Annotated in this window: 19 protein-coding genes; 14 read left to right on the plus strand and 5 right to left on the minus strand. The window is 70.8% G+C overall.

Features of this window, described 5'->3' with window-relative positions; all coding sequences use genetic code 11:
* Positions 1-105 precede the first annotated feature (105 nt).
* From ACZ3OF_RS23865 to ACZ3OF_RS23890, 6 genes are all read left to right on the plus strand, one after another.
* Positions 106-846 (plus strand): VOC family protein, encoded by a 741-nt coding sequence (locus ACZ3OF_RS23865; protein WP_361670899.1) that lies wholly within the window; start codon positions 106-108, stop codon positions 844-846.
* A gap of 78 nt (positions 847-924) precedes the next feature.
* Positions 925-1953 (plus strand): N-acetyl-gamma-glutamyl-phosphate reductase, encoded by a 1029-nt coding sequence (gene argC, locus ACZ3OF_RS23870; RefSeq protein WP_467306646.1) that lies wholly within the window; start codon positions 925-927, stop codon positions 1951-1953.
* Positions 1950-3116: a bifunctional glutamate N-acetyltransferase/amino-acid acetyltransferase ArgJ gene (gene argJ, locus ACZ3OF_RS23875; protein ID WP_361670893.1), complete on the plus strand. Its 1167-nt coding sequence runs from the start codon at positions 1950-1952 to the stop codon at positions 3114-3116. The genes argC and argJ overlap by 4 nt, the downstream gene beginning before the upstream one ends.
* The gene (argB, locus tag ACZ3OF_RS23880) at positions 3113-4024 is read left to right on the plus strand and encodes an acetylglutamate kinase (RefSeq protein ID WP_361670890.1); all 912 of its coding nucleotides are present in this window, start codon (positions 3113-3115) and stop codon (positions 4022-4024) included. The genes argJ and argB overlap by 4 nt, the downstream gene beginning before the upstream one ends.
* Entirely contained in the window at positions 4021-5250 is a 1230-nt protein-coding gene (locus tag ACZ3OF_RS23885; RefSeq protein ID WP_467306649.1) for an acetylornithine transaminase, read from the plus strand. Before argB ends, ACZ3OF_RS23885 begins: the two co-directional genes overlap by 4 nt.
* A gap of 7 nt (positions 5251-5257) precedes the next feature.
* Positions 5258-5794, plus strand: coding sequence for an arginine repressor (locus ACZ3OF_RS23890; protein WP_361438879.1), 537 nt, complete (start codon positions 5258-5260; stop codon positions 5792-5794).
* A gap of 42 nt (positions 5795-5836) precedes the next feature.
* Here ACZ3OF_RS23890 and ACZ3OF_RS23895 read toward each other — a convergent pair whose 3' ends face one another.
* Positions 5837-6433, minus strand: a complete 597-nt coding sequence (locus tag ACZ3OF_RS23895; RefSeq protein WP_361670885.1) for a pyridoxamine 5'-phosphate oxidase family protein — start codon at positions 6431-6433, stop codon at positions 5837-5839.
* 138 nt (positions 6434-6571) lie between these two features.
* Between ACZ3OF_RS23895 and ACZ3OF_RS23900 the strand changes: the two genes are divergently transcribed.
* Positions 6572-7765 carry an argininosuccinate synthase gene (locus ACZ3OF_RS23900; RefSeq protein ID WP_361670882.1) on the plus strand — a complete coding sequence of 398 codons (1194 nt, stop codon included), beginning with the start codon at positions 6572-6574 and terminating at the stop codon, positions 7763-7765.
* Between the two features lie 82 nt (positions 7766-7847).
* Positions 7848-9275 (plus strand): argininosuccinate lyase, encoded by a 1428-nt coding sequence (gene argH / locus ACZ3OF_RS23905; RefSeq protein WP_361670880.1) that lies wholly within the window; start codon positions 7848-7850, stop codon positions 9273-9275.
* A gap of 11 nt (positions 9276-9286) precedes the next feature.
* Here argH and ACZ3OF_RS23910 read toward each other — a convergent pair whose 3' ends face one another.
* Positions 9287-9796, minus strand: a complete 510-nt coding sequence (locus ACZ3OF_RS23910; protein ID WP_467306654.1) for an HAD domain-containing protein — start codon at positions 9794-9796, stop codon at positions 9287-9289.
* An 85-nt stretch (positions 9797-9881) separates the two neighbouring features.
* On the opposite strand from ACZ3OF_RS23910, the gene ACZ3OF_RS23915 reads away from it, so the two are divergent.
* Both ACZ3OF_RS23915 and ACZ3OF_RS23920 read left to right on the plus strand, forming a co-directional pair.
* Positions 9882-10433: a TetR/AcrR family transcriptional regulator gene (locus ACZ3OF_RS23915; RefSeq protein WP_361670874.1), complete on the plus strand. Its 552-nt coding sequence runs from the start codon at positions 9882-9884 to the stop codon at positions 10431-10433.
* The gene (locus ACZ3OF_RS23920) at positions 10430-11974 is read left to right on the plus strand and encodes an MFS transporter (protein ID WP_361670872.1); all 1545 of its coding nucleotides are present in this window, start codon (positions 10430-10432) and stop codon (positions 11972-11974) included. The genes ACZ3OF_RS23915 and ACZ3OF_RS23920 overlap by 4 nt, the downstream gene beginning before the upstream one ends.
* A 103-nt stretch (positions 11975-12077) precedes the next feature.
* Here the strand turns inward: ACZ3OF_RS23920 and ACZ3OF_RS23925 are convergent, their stop codons facing one another.
* Entirely contained in the window at positions 12078-12749 is a 672-nt protein-coding gene (locus tag ACZ3OF_RS23925; protein ID WP_352186489.1) for a lysophospholipid acyltransferase family protein, read from the minus strand.
* A 225-nt stretch (positions 12750-12974) separates the two neighbouring features.
* On the opposite strand from ACZ3OF_RS23925, the gene ACZ3OF_RS23930 reads away from it, so the two are divergent.
* The 3 genes from ACZ3OF_RS23930 (at position 12975) to ACZ3OF_RS23940 (ending at position 15348) form a co-directional block, all read left to right on the plus strand.
* Positions 12975-14150 carry a glycerophosphodiester phosphodiesterase gene (locus ACZ3OF_RS23930; protein ID WP_361670869.1) on the plus strand — a complete coding sequence of 392 codons (1176 nt, stop codon included), beginning with the start codon at positions 12975-12977 and terminating at the stop codon, positions 14148-14150.
* Positions 14151-14302: 152 nt separating this feature from the next.
* Complete coding sequence (locus tag ACZ3OF_RS23935) at positions 14303-14848, plus strand: sigma-70 family RNA polymerase sigma factor (RefSeq protein WP_361670867.1); 546 nt, start codon at positions 14303-14305, stop codon at positions 14846-14848.
* A gap of 17 nt (positions 14849-14865) precedes the next feature.
* Entirely contained in the window at positions 14866-15348 is a 483-nt protein-coding gene (locus ACZ3OF_RS23940; protein WP_361670864.1) for a GNAT family N-acetyltransferase, read from the plus strand.
* Positions 15349-15363: 15 nt separating this feature from the next.
* Here the strand turns inward: ACZ3OF_RS23940 and ACZ3OF_RS23945 are convergent, their stop codons facing one another.
* Both ACZ3OF_RS23945 and ACZ3OF_RS23950 read right to left on the minus strand, forming a co-directional pair.
* Positions 15364-15774 (minus strand): hypothetical protein, encoded by a 411-nt coding sequence (locus tag ACZ3OF_RS23945; RefSeq protein WP_361670861.1) that lies wholly within the window; start codon positions 15772-15774, stop codon positions 15364-15366.
* Complete coding sequence (locus ACZ3OF_RS23950; protein WP_361670858.1) at positions 15774-16136, minus strand: hypothetical protein; 363 nt, start codon at positions 16134-16136, stop codon at positions 15774-15776. Before ACZ3OF_RS23950 ends, ACZ3OF_RS23945 begins: the two co-directional genes overlap by 1 nt.
* 227 nt (positions 16137-16363) lie before the next feature.
* Here ACZ3OF_RS23950 and ACZ3OF_RS23955 point away from each other — a divergent pair, with 227 nt between their 5' ends.
* Positions 16364-16501 carry a hypothetical protein gene (locus tag ACZ3OF_RS23955; protein ID WP_361670855.1) on the plus strand — a complete coding sequence of 46 codons (138 nt, stop codon included), beginning with the start codon at positions 16364-16366 and terminating at the stop codon, positions 16499-16501.
* Positions 16502-16525 lie beyond the last annotated feature (24 nt).

Genomic DNA, 16525 nt, shown 5'->3' on the forward strand with positions numbered 1-16525 from the left:
GGCTGAAACCGGTCCCGTACGGGTGGACCGCGCACGCCCCGCCAACTCATCGCGTCGGGCGGCATTGCGGGTGTCGCCGCGGAGCGTGTGCTTAGGATCACCGGTATGGCACTGCGCCCTGTTCAGGTGAACATCAAGGCCCTTGACGGCTCGGCGGTGGGCCGGTTCTGGGCGGAGGCGCTCGGCTGGAGCGCCTACAGCCCCGGCGTGACCACCTATGTCGGCCCCGCCGGCGGACTCGTATGGCCGGACCCGGTCGGTGTCGGCATCGACGTCGTGCCCGTCCCGGAACCCAAGACGCCGACCAAGAACCGTATGCACCTCGATCTCGCCACCACCTCCGCGACCCATCAGGCGGAGCTGGTCGCGCGTCTCCTGGCCCTCGGTGCGACGCCCGCCGACGTGGGCCAGGGCGATGTGCCGTGGACGGTCCTCGCCGACCCGGAGGGCAACGAGTTCTGCGTGCTGGAGCCCCGGGAGATCTACCGGGACACCGGGCCGATCGCCGCGATGGTGGTCGACTGCGCGGATCCGCGTGCGATGGCCCGGTTCTGGGGCGAGACGCTCGACTGGACGCTGCACGAGGTGACCGACGACCAGGCGACGTTGCGCTTCGCCCAGGGCGGCGGCCCCTATCTGGAGTTCCTCCGCACACCCGGCGCGAAGACCGTGCCGGACCGCGTCCACCTCGACCTCCTGCCCCACCCCGGTGACGACGAAGCGGCGGAGGTGGCCCGGCTGCGCGCCCTCGGCGCCACCGACCTCGACCTCGGCCAGGGCGACGTCCCGTGGACGTGCCTGGCCGACCCGGAGGGCCACGAGTTCTGCGTCCTCGCCCTGCCCTGACGCCCGGGCCCCGGAATCCGGCTTTGCATAAAACTGCGGTGATGCGTATAGTCATGCCATCGATGGAGGAGGGTTCCGATGACGGTACGAGCAGCAGTGGCAGGCGCGAGCGGGTACGCGGGCGGCGAGCTTCTGCGTCTGCTTCTGGCGCACCCCCACGTCGAGATCGGGACCCTGACCGGGCACTCCAACGCCGGTCAGCGGCTCGGTGGGCTCCAGCCGCATCTGGTGCCGCTCGCCGACCGCGTCCTCGCGCCGACCACCCCCGAGGCGCTCGCCGGGCACGACGTCGTCTTCCTCGCGCTCCCGCACGGGCAGTCCGCCGCCGTCGCGGAGCAGCTCGGGCCTGACGTCCTCGTCGTCGACATGGGCGCCGACTTCCGGCTCCAGGACTCGGCCGACTGGGAGACCTTCTACGGCTCCCCGCACGCCGGCACCTGGCCCTACGGCCTCCCGGAACTGCCGGGCGCGCGCGCCGCGCTGGAGGGGTCCAAGCGCATCGCGGTGCCCGGTTGCTACCCCACCGCCGTCTCCCTCGCGCTCTTCCCCGCGTACGAGAACGGCCTCGCCGAGCCCGAAGCGGTGATCGTCGCCGCCACCGGTACCTCCGGTGCGGGCAAGGCCCTCAAGCCGCATCTGCTCGGCAGCGAGGTCATGGGCTCCATGTCCCCGTACGGCGTCGGCGGCGGCCACCGCCACACCCCCGAGATGATCCAGAACCTCAGCGCCGTGGCCGGCGAGCGGGTGGCGGTCTCCTTCACGCCGACCCTCGCCCCCATGTCCCGCGGCATCCTCGCCACCTGCTCCGCCAAGGCGAAGCTGGGCGCCACGGCCGAGACCGTGCGCGCCGCGTACGAGAAGGCCTACGCGGACGAGCCGTTCGTCCACCTGCTTCCCGAGGGGCAGTGGCCCGCCACGGCGTCCGTATACGGTTCCAACGCCGTTCAGATCCAGGTCGCCCACGACCCGGCGACCCACCGGATCATCGCGATCAGCGCCATCGACAACCTGGCCAAGGGCACCGCCGGCGGCGCGGTGCAGAGCATGAACATCGCCCTCGGGCTCCCTGAGGACACCGGACTTTCCACGATTGGAGTCGCTCCATGAGCGTCACCGCAGCGAAGGGATTCACGGCAGCGGGCATCGCCGCCGGGATCAAGGAGAACGGCAACCCGGACCTGGCCCTCGTGGTCAACGACGGGCCCCGCCGCGCCGCCGCGGGCGTCTTCACCTCCAACCGCGTCAAGGCCGCACCCGTCCTGTGGTCGCAGCAGGTCCTGGCCGACGGCGAGCTGGCCGCCGTCGTCCTCAACTCCGGTGGCGCCAACGCCTGTACGGGCCCGCAGGGCTTCCAGGACACCCATGCGACGGCCGAGAAGGTCGCCGAGGTGCTCGCCGCGAAGGGCAAGGACATCGGCGCCGGCGAGGTCGCCGTCGCCTCCACCGGCCTCATCGGCCTGCTGCTCCCCATGGACAAGGTCCTGGCCGGTGTCGAGAAGGCCGCGGGCGAACTCTCCGAGTACGGCGGCGAGAAGGCCGCCATCGCCATCAAGACCACCGACACCGTCCACAAGACCGCCGTCGTCACCAAGGAAGGCTGGACGGTCGGCGGCATGGCCAAGGGCGCGGGCATGCTCGCCCCCGGCCTCGCCACCATGCTCGTCGTCCTCACGACCGACGCCGACGTCGAGAGCAAGGACCTCGACGCCGCGCTGCGCCGGTCCACCAAGGTCACCTTCGACCGGGTCGACTCCGACGGCTGCATGTCCACCAACGACACCGTCCTCCTGCTCGCCTCCGGCGCCTCCGGCATCACGCCCGCCCAGGACGAGTTCGCCGAGGCCGTGACGGCCGTCTGCGACGACCTCGCCCGCCAGCTCATCGGCGACGCCGAGGGCGCCAGCAAGGACATCCGTATCGAGGTGGTCAACGCCGCGACCGAGGACGACGCCGTCGAGGTGGGCCGCTCCATCGCCCGTAACAACCTCCTCAAGTGCGCCATCCACGGCGAGGACCCCAACTGGGGCCGGGTGCTCTCCGCCATCGGCACGACGGCGGCCGCCTTCGACCCCGACCAGCTGAACGTCGCCATCAACGGCGTCTGGGTCTGCAAGAACGGCTCGGTCGGCGAGGACCGTGACCTCGTCGACATGCGCTTCCGGGAGGTCACCATCACCGCCGACCTCGCCGCGGGCTCCGAGACCGCCGTCATCTGGGCCAACGACCTCACCGCCGACTACGTCCACGAGAACAGCGCCTACTCGTCATGACCGAGACCCGGAAGCACACCGCGCTCCCCAAGGCCGAGATCCTCATCGAGGCCCTGCCGTGGCTGACCCGCCACAACGGCAAGACGGTCGTCATCAAGTTCGGTGGCAACGCCATGATCGACGAGGAGCTCAAGGCGGCCTTCGCCCAGGACGTCGTCTTCCTGCGCCACGCCGGCCTCAAGCCGGTCGTCGTGCACGGCGGAGGCCCGCAGATCAGCGCCGCGCTGGACCGGCACGGCATCGTCAGCGAGTTCAAGGCCGGCCTGCGCGTCACCACCGAGGACGCCATGGACGTCGTACGGATGGTCCTGGCGGGCCAGGTCCAGCGCGAGCTCGTCGGGCTGCTCAACCAGCACGGCCCGTTCGCCGTCGGAATGACCGGCGAGGACGCGCACACCATCAGCGCCACCAGGCACCAGCCGGTCATCGAGGGCGAACAGATCGACATCGGCCGGGTCGGCGAGATCACCGCCATCGACACCGGCGCCATCGAGGCGCTCCTGGAGGACGGCCGGATCCCGGTCATCTCCTCCATCGCCCGCTCCGAGGACGACGGACATGTCTACAACGTCAATGCTGATACGGCGGCTGCGGCTCTCGCTGCGGCGCTGGGCGCCGAGACCCTGATGGTCCTGACCGACGTCGAGGGCCTCTACGAGGACTGGCCGAACAGCGACGAGGTCATCAGCCGGCTCACCGCGAGCCAGCTGGAGAAGCTGCTGCCCGAGCTCTCCAGCGGGATGGTCCCCAAGATGGAGGGCTGTCTGCACGCGGTACGGAACGGGGTCACCACGGCCCGTGTGATCGACGGGCGCGTCCAGCACTCGATCCTGCTGGAAATCTTCACCGACTCGGGCATCGGCACGATGGTCGTGCCCGACGAGACGACGGGGGACGGGAAAAAATGAGCACGACGGACCCGAGCACGACGGCACCGGGCAACGCGGACCTGACCCGGCGGTGGCGGGGCTCGCTGATGGACAACTACGGCACCCCCAAGCTGTCGCTCGTCCGCGGCGAGGGCGCCAAGGTCTGGGACGCCGACGGCAACGAGTACCTCGACCTCGTCGGCGGCATCGCCGTCAACGCGCTCGGTCACGCCCACCCGGCGATCGTCGAGGCCGTGTCGCGGCAGGTCGCGACCCTCGGCCATGTCTCCAACCTCTTCGTCGCCGAGCCGCCCGTCGCGCTCGCCGAGCGGCTGCTCCAGCTCTTCGGCCGGCCGGGCCGGGTCTTCTTCTGCAACTCCGGCTCCGAGGCCAACGAAGGCGCCTTCAAGATCGGCCGGCTGACCGGCCGGTCCCACATGGTCGCCACCCAGGGCGGATTCCACGGCCGGACCATGGGCTCGCTCGCCCTCACCGGCCAGCCCGGCAAGCAGACCCCGTTCCTCCCGCTCCCCGGTGACGTCACGCACGTCCCGTACGGAGACGTCGAGGCGCTGCGCGCCGCGGTCACCGAGGAGACCGCGCTGGTGATCATCGAGCCGATCCAGGGCGAGAACGGCGTCGTCGTACCGCCCGTCGGCTATCTCCAGGCCGCCCGCGAGATCACCCGCGCCACCGGCACCCTGCTCGTCCTCGACGAGGTCCAGACGGGTATCGGCCGGACCGGCCACTGGTTCGAGTACCAGGGCCACGAGGGCGTCGAGCCCGACATCGTGACCCTGGCGAAGGGCCTCGGCGGCGGTCTGCCGCTCGGCGCGACGGTGGCCTTCGGCGAGGCGGCCGAGCTCTTCCGGCCCGGTCACCACGGCACGACCTTCGGCGGGAACCCGGTCGCCTGCGCCGCCGGACTCGCTGTCGTCGACACCCTCGCGGCCCACGGAACCCTCGACGACGTGAAGCGGCTCGGCGAGAAGCTGCGCAGCGGAATCGAGGGTCTGCACCACCCGCTGGTCTCCCATGTCCGTGGTGCGGGCCTCCTGCTGGGTATCGTGCTCACCGAGTCCCTCGCGCCCCAGGTGCAGCAGGCGGCTCAGGACGCCGGTCTCCTGGTGAACGCGCCCGCCCCCGATGTCGTACGGCTCATGCCGGCACTGATCATCGGAGACGCTGAGGTGGACGCGTTCCTCGCGGCCCTCCCCGGTGTCCTCGACGAAGCGGTGAACGGGGAAGGACGAACCGGAGAATGAGACGACGATGACCGACGCGCAGGAAACCGAGCACGGCGGGCCGTCCGTTCCGCAGACCCGCACCGCACGCCACCGCAGGATCGTCGACATCCTCAACCGGCAGCCGGTTCGCTCCCAGAGCCAGCTCGCCAAGCTCCTCGCGGACGACGGGCTGAGCGTCACCCAGGCGACGCTCTCCCGCGACCTCGACGAGCTCGGCGCGGTGAAGATCCGCAACACGGGCGGCGAGCTGATCTACGCGGTTCCCAGCGAGGGCGGCTTCCGCACCCCGCAGGCGCCGCTCGGCGAGTCCGCCAAGGAGGAGCGCATGCGGCGCCTCTCCGGCGAACTGCTGATCTCCGCCGAGGCCTCGGCCAACCTGGTGGTCCTGAGGACTCCACCGGGTGCGGCCCAGTTCCTCGCGTCGGCCATCGACCAGGCCGAACTCCACGCGATCCTCGGCACGATCGCGGGAGACGACACCCTGCTCCTGATCTCCCGCGACCCGCTGGGCGGCCAGGCACTCGCCGACCATCTGCTGCGCCTGGCGCAGAACGACCGCTAGGCGGTCGGGGCCGGCGGGGCGACCCGTACGGCCCCGCCCGGCCTAGTGCCCCGGCCGGGGGAGCGGCGGCAGCGGCAGCGGCAGCCCAGGCAGCCCGTCCATGCTGACGCCGATGTGGTCCTTCTTCTCGAAGTACGCGCTCAGCGAGGCGTCGTCCTCGCGCGCGAACCGCCTCCCGTGCAGATCGCGGTCCTCGTCGTACGTCATGAACGGCACGGCGTACCCGCAGGAGTCCCGGATCACCTCGGCCGTGACGACGATGATCGCGCGCAGCCCGTGCTGCGTCACGTCGATCGAGGGGAAGTGCGCCATCAGCCCTTCCCACCGCGGATCGTCCCGGAACACGGGCTCGCCCCGCCCGTGCACGCGCACGATGCTCGGCGGTCCCTGAAACGCGCACCACATGAGCGTGATGCGCCCGTTCTCGCGCAGATGCGCGACGGTCTCGGCGGTGGACCCGGCGAAGTCCAGGTAGGCGACGGTCAGTTCGTCGATGACGGCGAAGGATCCCGTCAGCCCCTTGGGCGAGAGGTTGACGGTGCCGTCGGCGTCGAGCGGGGCAGTGGCGTGGAAGAAGATCGGCTGGGCCTCGATGAAGGTCCGAAGCCGGCCCTCGATGCGTTCATATGTCTTTCCCATGTGGCTCATTCTGCGCGCCGGCCTCCCGCCGGAGCCGTCCGCCCCATGATCGCCCGCGCCCCTTTCGACTGCATTGACAAAACATACGGAGGACTGCATAGTTATACCTATCAGTGCTTGCAAGGTAAGGAGAAGCCCGTGACCGAGCGTGTCGTACTCGCCTACTCCGGCGGCCTGGACACCTCCGTCGCCATCGGCTGGATCGCCGAGGAGACCGGCGCCGAGGTCATCGCCGTCGCCGTCGACGTCGGCCAGGGTGGCGAGGACCTGGACGTCATCCGCAAGCGCGCCCTCGCCTGCGGCGCGGTCGAGGCCGAGGTCGCCGACGCCAAGGACGAGTTCGCCGACGAGTACTGCCTCCCGGCGATCAAGGCCAACGCCCTCTACATGGACCGCTATCCGCTGGTCTCCGCCCTCTCCCGGCCCGCCATCGTCAAGCACCTCGTCGCGGCCGCCAGGAAGCACGGCGCCGGCGTCGTCGCCCACGGCTGCACCGGCAAGGGCAACGACCAGGTCCGCTTCGAGGCGGGGATCCAGGCTCTCGGGCCCGACCTGACGTGCATCGCCCCGGTCCGTGACTACGCCATGACCCGCGACAAGGCCATCGCCTTCGCGGAGAAGGCGCAGCTCCCGATCGCGACCACCAAGAAGTCCCCGTACTCCATCGACCAGAACGTGTTCGGCCGCGCCGTCGAGACCGGATTCCTCGAGGACATCTGGAACGCGCCGATCGAGGACATCTACGAGTACACCGCGAACCCGGCCACCCCGCGCGAGGCCGACGAGGTCGTCATCTCCTTCGAGGAGGGCGTCCCGGTCGCCCTCGACGGCAGGCCCGTCACCGTCCTCCAGGCGATCCAGCAGCTCAACGAGCGCGCCGGCGCCCAGGGCATCGGCCGGATCGACATGGTCGAGGACCGGCTCGTCGGCATCAAGTCCCGTGAGGTCTACGAGGCTCCCGGTGCGATCGCCCTGATCACCGCCCACCAGGAGCTCGAGAACGTCACCGTCGAGCGCGAACTGGCCCGCTACAAGCGGCAGGTCGAGCAGCGCTGGGGCGAGCTGGTCTACGACGGCCTGTGGTTCTCCCCGCTCAAGCGCGCCCTGGACGGCTTCATCCACGAGGCCAACCAGCACGTCACCGGAGACATCCGGATGACTCTGCACGGCGGCCGCGCCGTCGTCACCGGCCGGAAGTCCGAGGAGTCGCTGTACGACTTCAACCTCGCGACCTACGACTCGGGCGACACGTTCGACCAGTCCAAGGCGCAGGGCTTCATCGACGTCTTCGCCCTCTCCGCGAAGATCGCCGCACGGCGTGACCTCGCCTGACCGCGATTCGTTCCCCAGCCGCCTCCCCACCGCAGGGACCGGGGAGGCGGCCTGTTATCCACCCTCCTGAGGAGCAGTAGCTGTGAGCAGCAACAACGGTGACGTCCGGCTCTGGGGCGGCCGTTTCGCCGACGGGCCGGCCGAGGCCCTCGCGAAGCTGTCCGCGTCGGTCCACTTCGACTGGCGGCTGGCGCCGTACGACATCGCCGGTTCCCGCGCCCACGCGCGCGTGCTCCACAAGGCCGGGCTGCTCACCGAGGACGAGCTGACGCGCATGCTCGCGGGTCTCGACCAGCTGGAGGCGGACGTCGCCGACGGCTCCTTCGTGGGCACCATCGCCGACGAGGACGTCCACACCGCCCTGGAGCGGGGCCTCCTGGAGCGCCTCGGCGCGGACCTCGGCGGCAAGCTGCGCGCCGGCCGGTCCCGCAACGACCAGGTCGCCACCCTCTTCCGGATGTACCTGCGCGACCACGCCCGGATCATCGGCGGCCTGATCGCCGAGCTCCAGGACGCCCTCGTGGGCCTCGCCGAGGCGCACCCGGACGTCGCCATGCCGGGCCGGACCCACCTCCAGCACGCCCAGCCGGTGCTCTTCGCCCACCATGTCCTCGCCCACGTCCAGTCCCTCTCCCGGGACGCCGAGCGGCTGCGGCAGTGGGACACCCGTACGGCGGTCTCGCCGTACGGCTCCGGAGCCCTGGCCGGCTCCTCCCTCGGGCTCGACCCGGAGGCGGTCGCCAAGGACCTGGGCTTCGAGCGGGGCTCGGCGGGCAACTCCATCGACGGCACGGCCTCGCGCGACTTCGTGGCCGAGTTCGCCTTCATCACCGCGATGATCGGGATCAACCTCTCCCGGATCGCGGAGGAGATCATCATCTGGAACACGAAGGAGTTCTCCTTCGTGACCCTCCACGACGCCTTCTCCACCGGCTCGTCGATCATGCCGCAGAAGAAGAACCCGGACATCGCCGAGCTGGCCCGGGGCAAGTCCGGCCGTCTCATCGGCAACCTCAGCGGTCTGATGGCCACGCTCAAGGCCCTGCCGCTCGCCTACAACCGCGACCTCCAGGAGGACAAGGAGCCCGTCTTCGACTCCTGCGACCAGCTGGAGGTCCTGCTCCCCGCCTTCACCGGCATGATGGCCACGCTCACCGTCAACCGGGAGCGCATGGAGGAGCTGGCCCCGGCCGGCTTCTCGCTCGCGACCGACATCGCCGAGTGGCTGGTCAAGCAGGGCGTGCCGTTCCGGGTGGCGCACGAGGTGGCCGGCGAGTGCGTGAAGGTCGCCGAGGCGGAGGGCAAGGAGCTCGACGAGCTCACGGACGACCAGTTCGCCAAGATCTCCGAGCACCTCACCCCCGAGGTCCGCACGGTGCTCAATGTTCCGGGCGCGCTGGCCTCGCGTGACGGCCGGGGCGGTACGGCCCCGTCGGCGGTCGCCGCCCAGCTGGTCGAGGTCAAGGCCGACCTGGTGATCCAGCACGCCTGGGCCACCGCGAAGAAGTAGCCCTCAGAGCGTCACAGCGCCGCCGCCCAGTTCGCGAGCGCGTCGAAGTCCGGCCGGGTCAGCCCGATCCGCTCGTCGACGCGCAGCAACAGGGCGGCGGCGAGGTGGTTCTGCTCCACGTACTCGTGGTCGTACGGCGTGATGTCGTCGTCCACCCAGGCGAACGGCCGCCCCGCCGCGTACTCCAGGATGTACTGCGTCTTCCAGAAGGTCCCGCGAGGGGCCCTTCCGTGCATCTGGGGCCAGTCGATGAACGGCAGCTCGGGCAGCCCGAGGTGGGGCCCGATCGAGTCGTTCGCCTCGCCCTTCCAGGTCGTCGCCCACACCAGCTCGTACGCCTCCGCCAGCGCGAGCAGCTCGCCCCCGTGCGCCGGATTCAGCCACACCCGCAGCGGCTTCCGATCGGTCCACCCGCTCGGCCGCATCCGGTGCGTGGTGTACCCCTCCGGACGGCGTTCGCGCTGCGCCGCATAGGGATTCAGCGGCCCGTCCACGTCGATCAGCAGCAGTGGCTTCGTCATGCCCACAGCATTCCTTTCCGCCTCCTGATGAGGCGTCGAATTATCGAATGAGACATCAACGTCTCATTCGGGGTATGGTTGTCTCATGTCAGTCGACCGCACCCAGGTGCTCCGCTCCGCTGCCGCCCTGCTCTCCCGGAAATCGACCGCCACCATGGACGAGGTCGCCCGGGCCGCGGGGATCGGCCGCGCCACCCTGCACCGGCACTTCGCCGGGCGGGACGCGCTGGTCAGGGCGCTGGAGGCGATGGGGCTCGAGGAGTTCGAGGCCGCGTGCGACGCCGCCCGCCTCGACGACGGCCCGGCCGACGAGGCGCTCCGGCGGCTCGTCGCCGAAACGGAGCCCAACGCCCCGCTGCTGGCCTTCCTCGTCACCGAGAACCAGCTCTTCGAGGGCGACGACGTCGACGAGGGCTGGTCCCGGCTCGACGCCAGGGTCAGCGCCCTCTTCCGGCGCGGCCAGGAGGAAGGCACCTTCCGGATCGACCTGAGCCCCGCGTGGCTCACCGAGGCCCTCTACGGCCTCGTCTCGGCCTGTGCCTGGTCCGTGATGGACGGCAGGGTCGCAAGCAACGACTTTCAGTACATGATCACCGAGCTGCTGCTCGGTGGCGCACGACGGAGCGTGGAGAAATGAGCAGGACCCAGGAGCTGAGCCCGACGACGGGGACGGAGGTGAAGAGCCCCGGCCGCTGGCTCGCGCTCTCGGTACTCGTCCTGGCCGTCCTGCTGGTCGCGGTGGACGCCACCGTACTCGGTCTCGCGACGCCCTCGCTCAGCGAGGACCTCAAGCCGTCCGGTACGCAGCTGCTGTGGATCGGCGACATCTACTCGTTCGTGATCGCCGGCCTGCTCGTCTCCATGGGCTCCCTCGGTGACCGGATCGGCCGCAAGAAGCTGCTCCTGATCGGTGCGACCGCGTTCGGTGCCGTCTCGGTGCTCAACGCGTACGCGACCAGCCCGGAGATGATGATCGTCGCCCGCGCGCTCCTCGGTGTCGCCGGCGCGACGCTGATGCCGTCGACCCTGGCGCTGATCCGGAACATCTTCCACGACCCCAAGGAGCGCAGCCTCGCCATCGGCATCTGGGGCGCCACCGCCTCGGCCGGTGCGGCCGTCGGTCCGGTCGTCGGCGGAGCGCTGCTCCAGCACTTCTGGTGGGGCTCGGTCTTCCTCATCAACCTCCCCGTCATGATCGCCCTGGTCCTCGTCGGTATCAAGCTGCTGCCCGAGTCCAAGAACCCGGTCTCCGGTCCCTGGGACCTCGTCAGCGTCGGACTCTCGCTCGTCGGTGTCATCGGCGTCGTCTACGCCATCAAGGAAGTCGCCTCGCACGGCCTGACGTGGGAGGTCGGCGCGGCCGTCGTCATCGGCGCCGCGGCCCTGTACGCCTTCGTCCGGCGGCAGCACACACTGACCGCACCCCTGCTCGACATGCGGCTCTTCAAGCACCGCGGCTTCTCGGGCGCGGTCCTGGCGGACCTGCTCACCGTCTTCGGACTGTCCGGACTGGTCTTCTTCCTCTCCCAGTTCCTGCAGCTCGTCCAGGGGCGTGACCCGCTGGAGGCCGGACTCGCCGAACTGCCAGCCGCCGTCGGCGCGGTGGCCACCGGTCTGCTCGCCGGCCGGTACGCCCGGCGGTTCTCCGTACGCGCCGTCGTCACCGGCGGTCTCGGCGCGATCGGACTGGCGCTCGCCGCGATCACCCTGGTCCACAAGGAGACCGGCTACCCGCTGCTCGGCGCGGCTCTGCTCGTCGTCGGCCTCGGCGCCGGATTCTCGTTCACCGTCACCGCCGACGTGATCCTCTCCAGCGTGCCCAAGGAGCAGGCGGGTTCGGCCTCCGCCGTCTCCGAGACGGCGTACGAGCTGGGCGCGGCGCTCGGTATCGCGCTCCTCGGCTCGATCGTCACGGGCGTCTACCAGGGCTTCACGACTCCGGCGGGCGTCCCGGCGGACGCCGCCGCGGCGGCCCACGACTCGCTCGGCGGCGCGGTCGAGGCCTCCGCGGGTCTCGACCCCGCCACGGCCACCGGCCTGGTCTCCACCGCCCAGGAGGCCTTCGTCGACGGCCTGAACATCGCGGCGGGCGTCGGCGCGGCGGTCCTCCTCGCGACGGCGGTCGCGGCCTGGTTCCTCCTGAAGGGCCAGAAGCTGGAGGACGGCATCGAGCACTGACGCACACCGCGGGCGTCACGAACGACGCGCGTCCCTGGGCGTCACACACGAAGGGCCCCGCACGGCGACTGCCGTGCGGGGCCCTTCGGCCACGTCGTGCCGGCTACGCGGCCTTCGCCTTCGTGGCGTACATGTCCACGTACTCCTGACCGGACAGCCGCATCACCTCGGACATCACCGAGTCCGTCACGGCCCGCAGCACATAGCGGTCCCGGTCCATCCCCTCGTACCGCGAGAACTCCATCGGCTCACCGAAGCGGACCGTCACCCGGCCCGGCCGGGGCAGCCCCGCCCCGCCCGGCTGGATCTTGTCGGTACCGATCATCGCGAACGGCACCACCGGCGCGCCGGTCATCAGCGTCAGCCGCGCGATGCCGGTACGGCCCCGGTAGAGCCGGCCGTCGGGGGAGCGGGTGCCCTCGGGGTAGATGGAGAAGATCTTGCCCTCCTCCAGGACGCGGCGGCCGGTCATCAGCGCCGCGACACCGCCCCGGCCGCCGTCGCGGTCCACCGGGATCATGCCGACGCTGGTGAAGAACCAGGCCATCAGCCGGCCCTTGAAGCCCTTGCCCGTGACGTACTCGTCCTTGCCGATGAAGAAGACCGGGCGGTCCGTGCAGATCGGCATGATCATCGAGTCGATGAAGGTGAGGTGGTTGCCCGCCAGGATCACCGGACCCGTCCCGGGGATGTTCTCGACACCTTCCACACGTGGGCGGAACATCAGACGCAGGATCGGTCCGAGCACTGCCTTGATGAGTGCGAGACGGGACAACGGTTCCTCCGGTGTCGGGGGCGGGGCGGCGTCGTACGGGGGCCGTGCAGGTGAGGACGATACTCGCGGGTCATGGTCGTGCGCACATCGGGTTCACCGAGTGGATACACAGTGTTGACGTGTGTTTCCGCCATGTTCGACCAGGGTCTGCCGCAGGTAAGGGGTGACTGCCTACGGTCGGAGCGTCGTTTGACAGGTGCGGGACATCACATCGAAGGAGTCTTCATGACACAGGGTGCGCACGGCAGCCCGGCTCGGCGGACGGTCCTCGGAGCGGCGGGCGCGGCGGTGACGGGCGTGGCGGGAGCCGCCGTCCTCGGCGCCTCCTCGGTCCTCGCCGCCGGCAACGCCCAGGCCGCCGAATCGAACGGCGCGGGCCGCGGGCACGGCCACCGTTCCCTCCCCGTCCCCACCGTCATCGCCCACCGCGGCGCGAGCGGCTACCGCCCCGAGCACACCCTCGGCTCCTACCAGCTCGCCCTCGACCTCGGCGCGCACGTGATCGAGCAGGACCTCGTCCCCACCAAGGACGGCCACCTGGTCTGCCGTCACGAGAACGACATCACCGGGACGACCGATGTCGCCGACCACCCCGAGTTCGCCTCGCGCAGGACCACCAAGTCCGTGGACGGCGTCTCTTACACCGGCTGGTTCACCGAGGACTTCACGCTCGCCGAGCTCAAGACCCTCCGCGCCAAGGAGCGCATCCCGGGCACCCGCCAGGAGAACACGCTGTACGACGGCCGCTGGCAGATCCCGACCTTCGAGGAGATACTGCGCTGGGCCGAACGGGAAGGCCGCCGCCGCGGCCGCGACGTCTGGCTGCATGTCGAGACCAAGCACCCCACCTACTTCCGCTCCCTCGGCCTCGGCCTGGAGGAGCGCCTCGCCACGCTGCTGCGCCGGTACGGGCGTCACCGCGCCGACTCCCCGGTCTTCCTGCAGTCCTTCGAGCCCAGCAGCATCCAGCGCCTGGCGAAGCTGGTGAACTCCCCGCGGGTCGTGCTGCTCTCGGCCGCGGCGAGCCGCCCCTGGGACTTCGTCCAGGCGGGCGACCCGCGCACGGTCGCCGACCTCGTCACGCCCGAGGGCCTGCGCTGGATCGCCTCGTACGCGCAGGGCATCGGGCCCACCCTGGACCTTGTCATCCCGCGCGACGCGAGCGGCCGCCTCGGCACCCCGACCACGCTGGTGCGCGACGCGCACGCGCAGGGCCTGATCCTCCACCCGTACACCCAGCGCAACGAGAACAGCTTCCTGCCGGCCGAGTTCCGCCGCGGCACGGACCCGAACGCCTACGGAGACGTCTTCGGCGCCCTGAGGGCCTACCTGGCGACGGGCATCGACGGCATCTTCTCGGACAACCCGGACACGGCACTCCTGGCGGTGTCCGACCTCTGATCCGCCGTGTGGCCCGTCGGGGGAGGGCGTCGCCCGTTGCCGTGGTCCGTACGGCCCAGGACCCTGGGCCCGGACCACGGCAACGGCACCCGCCCGGGTGGTTTGACCCCAGGACCGCAACCACCCCCGGCGGCTCCCGCATCGTGCCGTGCATGACCCCCACCGACCGCCACCTCCTCCGCACCCTCGCCCCGCTGCTCGCCGCCGAGTCCAGTGCGGAGGCCTCCGCCGCCGGCGTCGAGGCGGGCGACCTCGAACAGGCCGTCTGGCTCAAGCTCCTCGAACGGCTCCAGGACGACGCGGCACCGAGCCACCCCGCCGACTGGCTCCGCCGAGCCGTCCGCGCCGAGGCCCGCCGCGCCCGGCGCGCCGCCCTGCGGGAACGCCCGTACCGCGGAGAGGAGGCCACCGAGTCGCACGACTCTCCCGAGAGCTCCGCGCTGACGACCGAACGCCGTCGCGCCGTGCGCGCCGCCGTCCGTCGCACCCCCGGCCACTGCCCGCGTCTGCTCACCGCGATGCTCGACCCGGCTGACCCCACCTACCGGGAAATCGCAGGGGAGTTGGGTATCTCACAGGGGAGTCTGGGGCCGATGCGTTCCCGTTGCCTGGGATGCCTGCGCAGAATGCTGGCTTCAGAGGTTCCCGCGGCGACCCCGAGGGGAAGGGTGCGGGAGACCGACCGATGGACCAGGTGAGCGGGAGGCATGCACACATGGGCATGAGCGTGACCATCTCAGCCGCGGACGCACAGGACGCGGAGCACATACTCAAGCTGCAGTACCTCTGTTACCAGAGCGAGGCCGAGCTCTACGGCGACTACTCGATCGAGCCCCTCACCCAGACCCTGGACGCCCTGCGGGCCGAACTGGCCCAGGGGCACGCGCTCGTGGCGCGCCTCGGTGACGAGATCGTCGCCTCCGTACGCGGGCAGGTCGACGAGGCCGGCACCGTACGGATCGCCAAGCTCATCGTCCACCCGCGCATGCAGCGCCACGGTCTCGGCGGCCGCCTGCTCGACGCCATCGAGGGCCACTTCGCCGCCGACCCGGCGCCCACCGCCAAGCGCTTCCAGCTCTTCACCGGCCACCGCAGCGAGCGGAACCTGCGGCTCTACCGCAGCAAGGGATACGAACAGGTCGCCGCGCGCGAGATCGGCCCCCGGCTCACGCTCGTGACCCTGGAGAAGGCCGCCTAGGCCCGGCGCCCACGCCTAGGCGGTCGCCCGCGACCGCCGCAGCCACCAGATCCCGGTGACCGGCAGGAGCACCGGGATGAAGATGTAGCCGTAGCCGTAGTCCGACCAGACCGTGGCGTCGGGGAACGCCGACGGGTCGGCCAGCGTCCAGGTCCCCACGGTCAGCACGCCCACCAGCTCGGCGGCGCAGCACACCAGCGCCGCCCTGCGGGCCGTCTCCCCGCCCCTCACCAGCGTGTACGTGATGAAGGCGTACACCACGGCAGCCACCGCCGACAGCGCGTACGCGAGCGGCGCCCGGTCGAACTCGGTCGCGATCTGGTAGATCGACCGCGAGACCGCGCCCACCGACATCACGCCGTACAGCCACACCAGCAGCATGCCGGGGCCCTTGACCAGGCGTCCGGCTCCCTCGATCGCGCTCATCAGCCCACCGTCCAGATGTCGAAGAGGCGTACCTCGAGGACCGCGAGCACGACACCGCTCGCCGCCACCGTCGCCGAGCCCCAGCGGCTCCGCTCGCTGAGCGACATGAAGGCGGCCGCGGGCACCGCGCACAGCGAGCCCAGGAGATAGGCGACGAAGATCGTCGAGCCCTCCTCGGCCTTCTCGCCGCGCGACAGCTGCACGATGCCGACGATCAGCTGCACCAGTGCCAGGAACGTCACCACGGCCATGCCGATGAAGTGCCAGTCCTTGGTCGGCTGGTCGCGGGAGAAGGCGAAGCCGCACCAGGCGGCGAGGGCGAGCGCGGCCACCGAGACCGCGACCGTCAGGGCGTCAAGCATGGGCCCGAGGGTATTACGGGCCAAAAGACCCGATGCGCTCGCCCCCCACCCGCCCCGCACGGGCCGAGACTCGTGACGACGCGCGCCGAAGCCCTGCGCCGGATCGAGGGGTCGGCGGTCGCCGACGTCCCCGGCGGGGCGAGCGCTGCCCGGGGCCGAGGAGCCGCTCCCCGCGCTGCTCGCCGGCCGCCGGGCCGTCGTCACCTCCGCGCGTGCGGACCGTGGCCTTGGCCACAACCCACGACCGTTCCGGGCTCGACACCGATGTCGTCGTGACCGACCTCTCGGAGGCATCGGCGCAGGCCACCGACGGGGGAGCGGGGAGCACCGCCGGGGTGCGACGGCCGGACGGGGTGTCCGCATGATGTCTCAACGATGTCCGCTATACG

This window comes from Streptomyces sp. NPDC022552 (assembly GCF_055561875.1).

Bases quoted from the DNA above. Each gene is read 5' to 3' on its own strand.
- ACZ3OF_RS23865 (WP_361670899.1), top strand. From the start codon at position 106: ATGGCACTGCGCCCTGTTCAGGTGAACATCAAGGCCCTTGACGGCTCG.
- argJ (WP_361670893.1), top strand. From the start codon at position 1,950: ATGAGCGTCACCGCAGCGAAGGGATTCACGGCAGCGGGCATCGCCGCC.
- ACZ3OF_RS23940 (WP_361670864.1), top strand. From the start codon at position 14,866: ATGGGCATGAGCGTGACCATCTCAGCCGCGGACGCACAGGACGCGGAG.
- ACZ3OF_RS23930 (WP_361670869.1), top strand. From the start codon at position 12,975: ATGACACAGGGTGCGCACGGCAGCCCGGCTCGGCGGACGGTCCTCGGA.
- ACZ3OF_RS23895 (WP_361670885.1), bottom strand. From the start codon at position 6,433: ATGGGAAAGACATATGAACGCATCGAGGGCCGGCTTCGGACCTTCATC.
- ACZ3OF_RS23910 (WP_467306654.1), bottom strand. From the start codon at position 9,796: ATGACGAAGCCACTGCTGCTGATCGACGTGGACGGGCCGCTGAATCCC.
- ACZ3OF_RS23950 (WP_361670858.1), bottom strand. From the start codon at position 16,136: ATGCTTGACGCCCTGACGGTCGCGGTCTCGGTGGCCGCGCTCGCCCTC.
- ACZ3OF_RS23890 (WP_361438879.1), top strand. From the start codon at position 5,258: ATGACCGACGCGCAGGAAACCGAGCACGGCGGGCCGTCCGTTCCGCAG.
- ACZ3OF_RS23920 (WP_361670872.1), top strand. From the start codon at position 10,430: ATGAGCAGGACCCAGGAGCTGAGCCCGACGACGGGGACGGAGGTGAAG.
- ACZ3OF_RS23885 (WP_467306649.1), top strand. From the start codon at position 4,021: ATGAGCACGACGGACCCGAGCACGACGGCACCGGGCAACGCGGACCTG.
- ACZ3OF_RS23945 (WP_361670861.1), bottom strand. From the start codon at position 15,774: ATGAGCGCGATCGAGGGAGCCGGACGCCTGGTCAAGGGCCCCGGCATG.
- ACZ3OF_RS23935 (WP_361670867.1), top strand. From the start codon at position 14,303: ATGACCCCCACCGACCGCCACCTCCTCCGCACCCTCGCCCCGCTGCTC.
- argC (WP_467306646.1), top strand. From the start codon at position 925: ATGACGGTACGAGCAGCAGTGGCAGGCGCGAGCGGGTACGCGGGCGGC.
- ACZ3OF_RS23915 (WP_361670874.1), top strand. From the start codon at position 9,882: ATGTCAGTCGACCGCACCCAGGTGCTCCGCTCCGCTGCCGCCCTGCTC.
- argB (WP_361670890.1), top strand. From the start codon at position 3,113: ATGACCGAGACCCGGAAGCACACCGCGCTCCCCAAGGCCGAGATCCTC.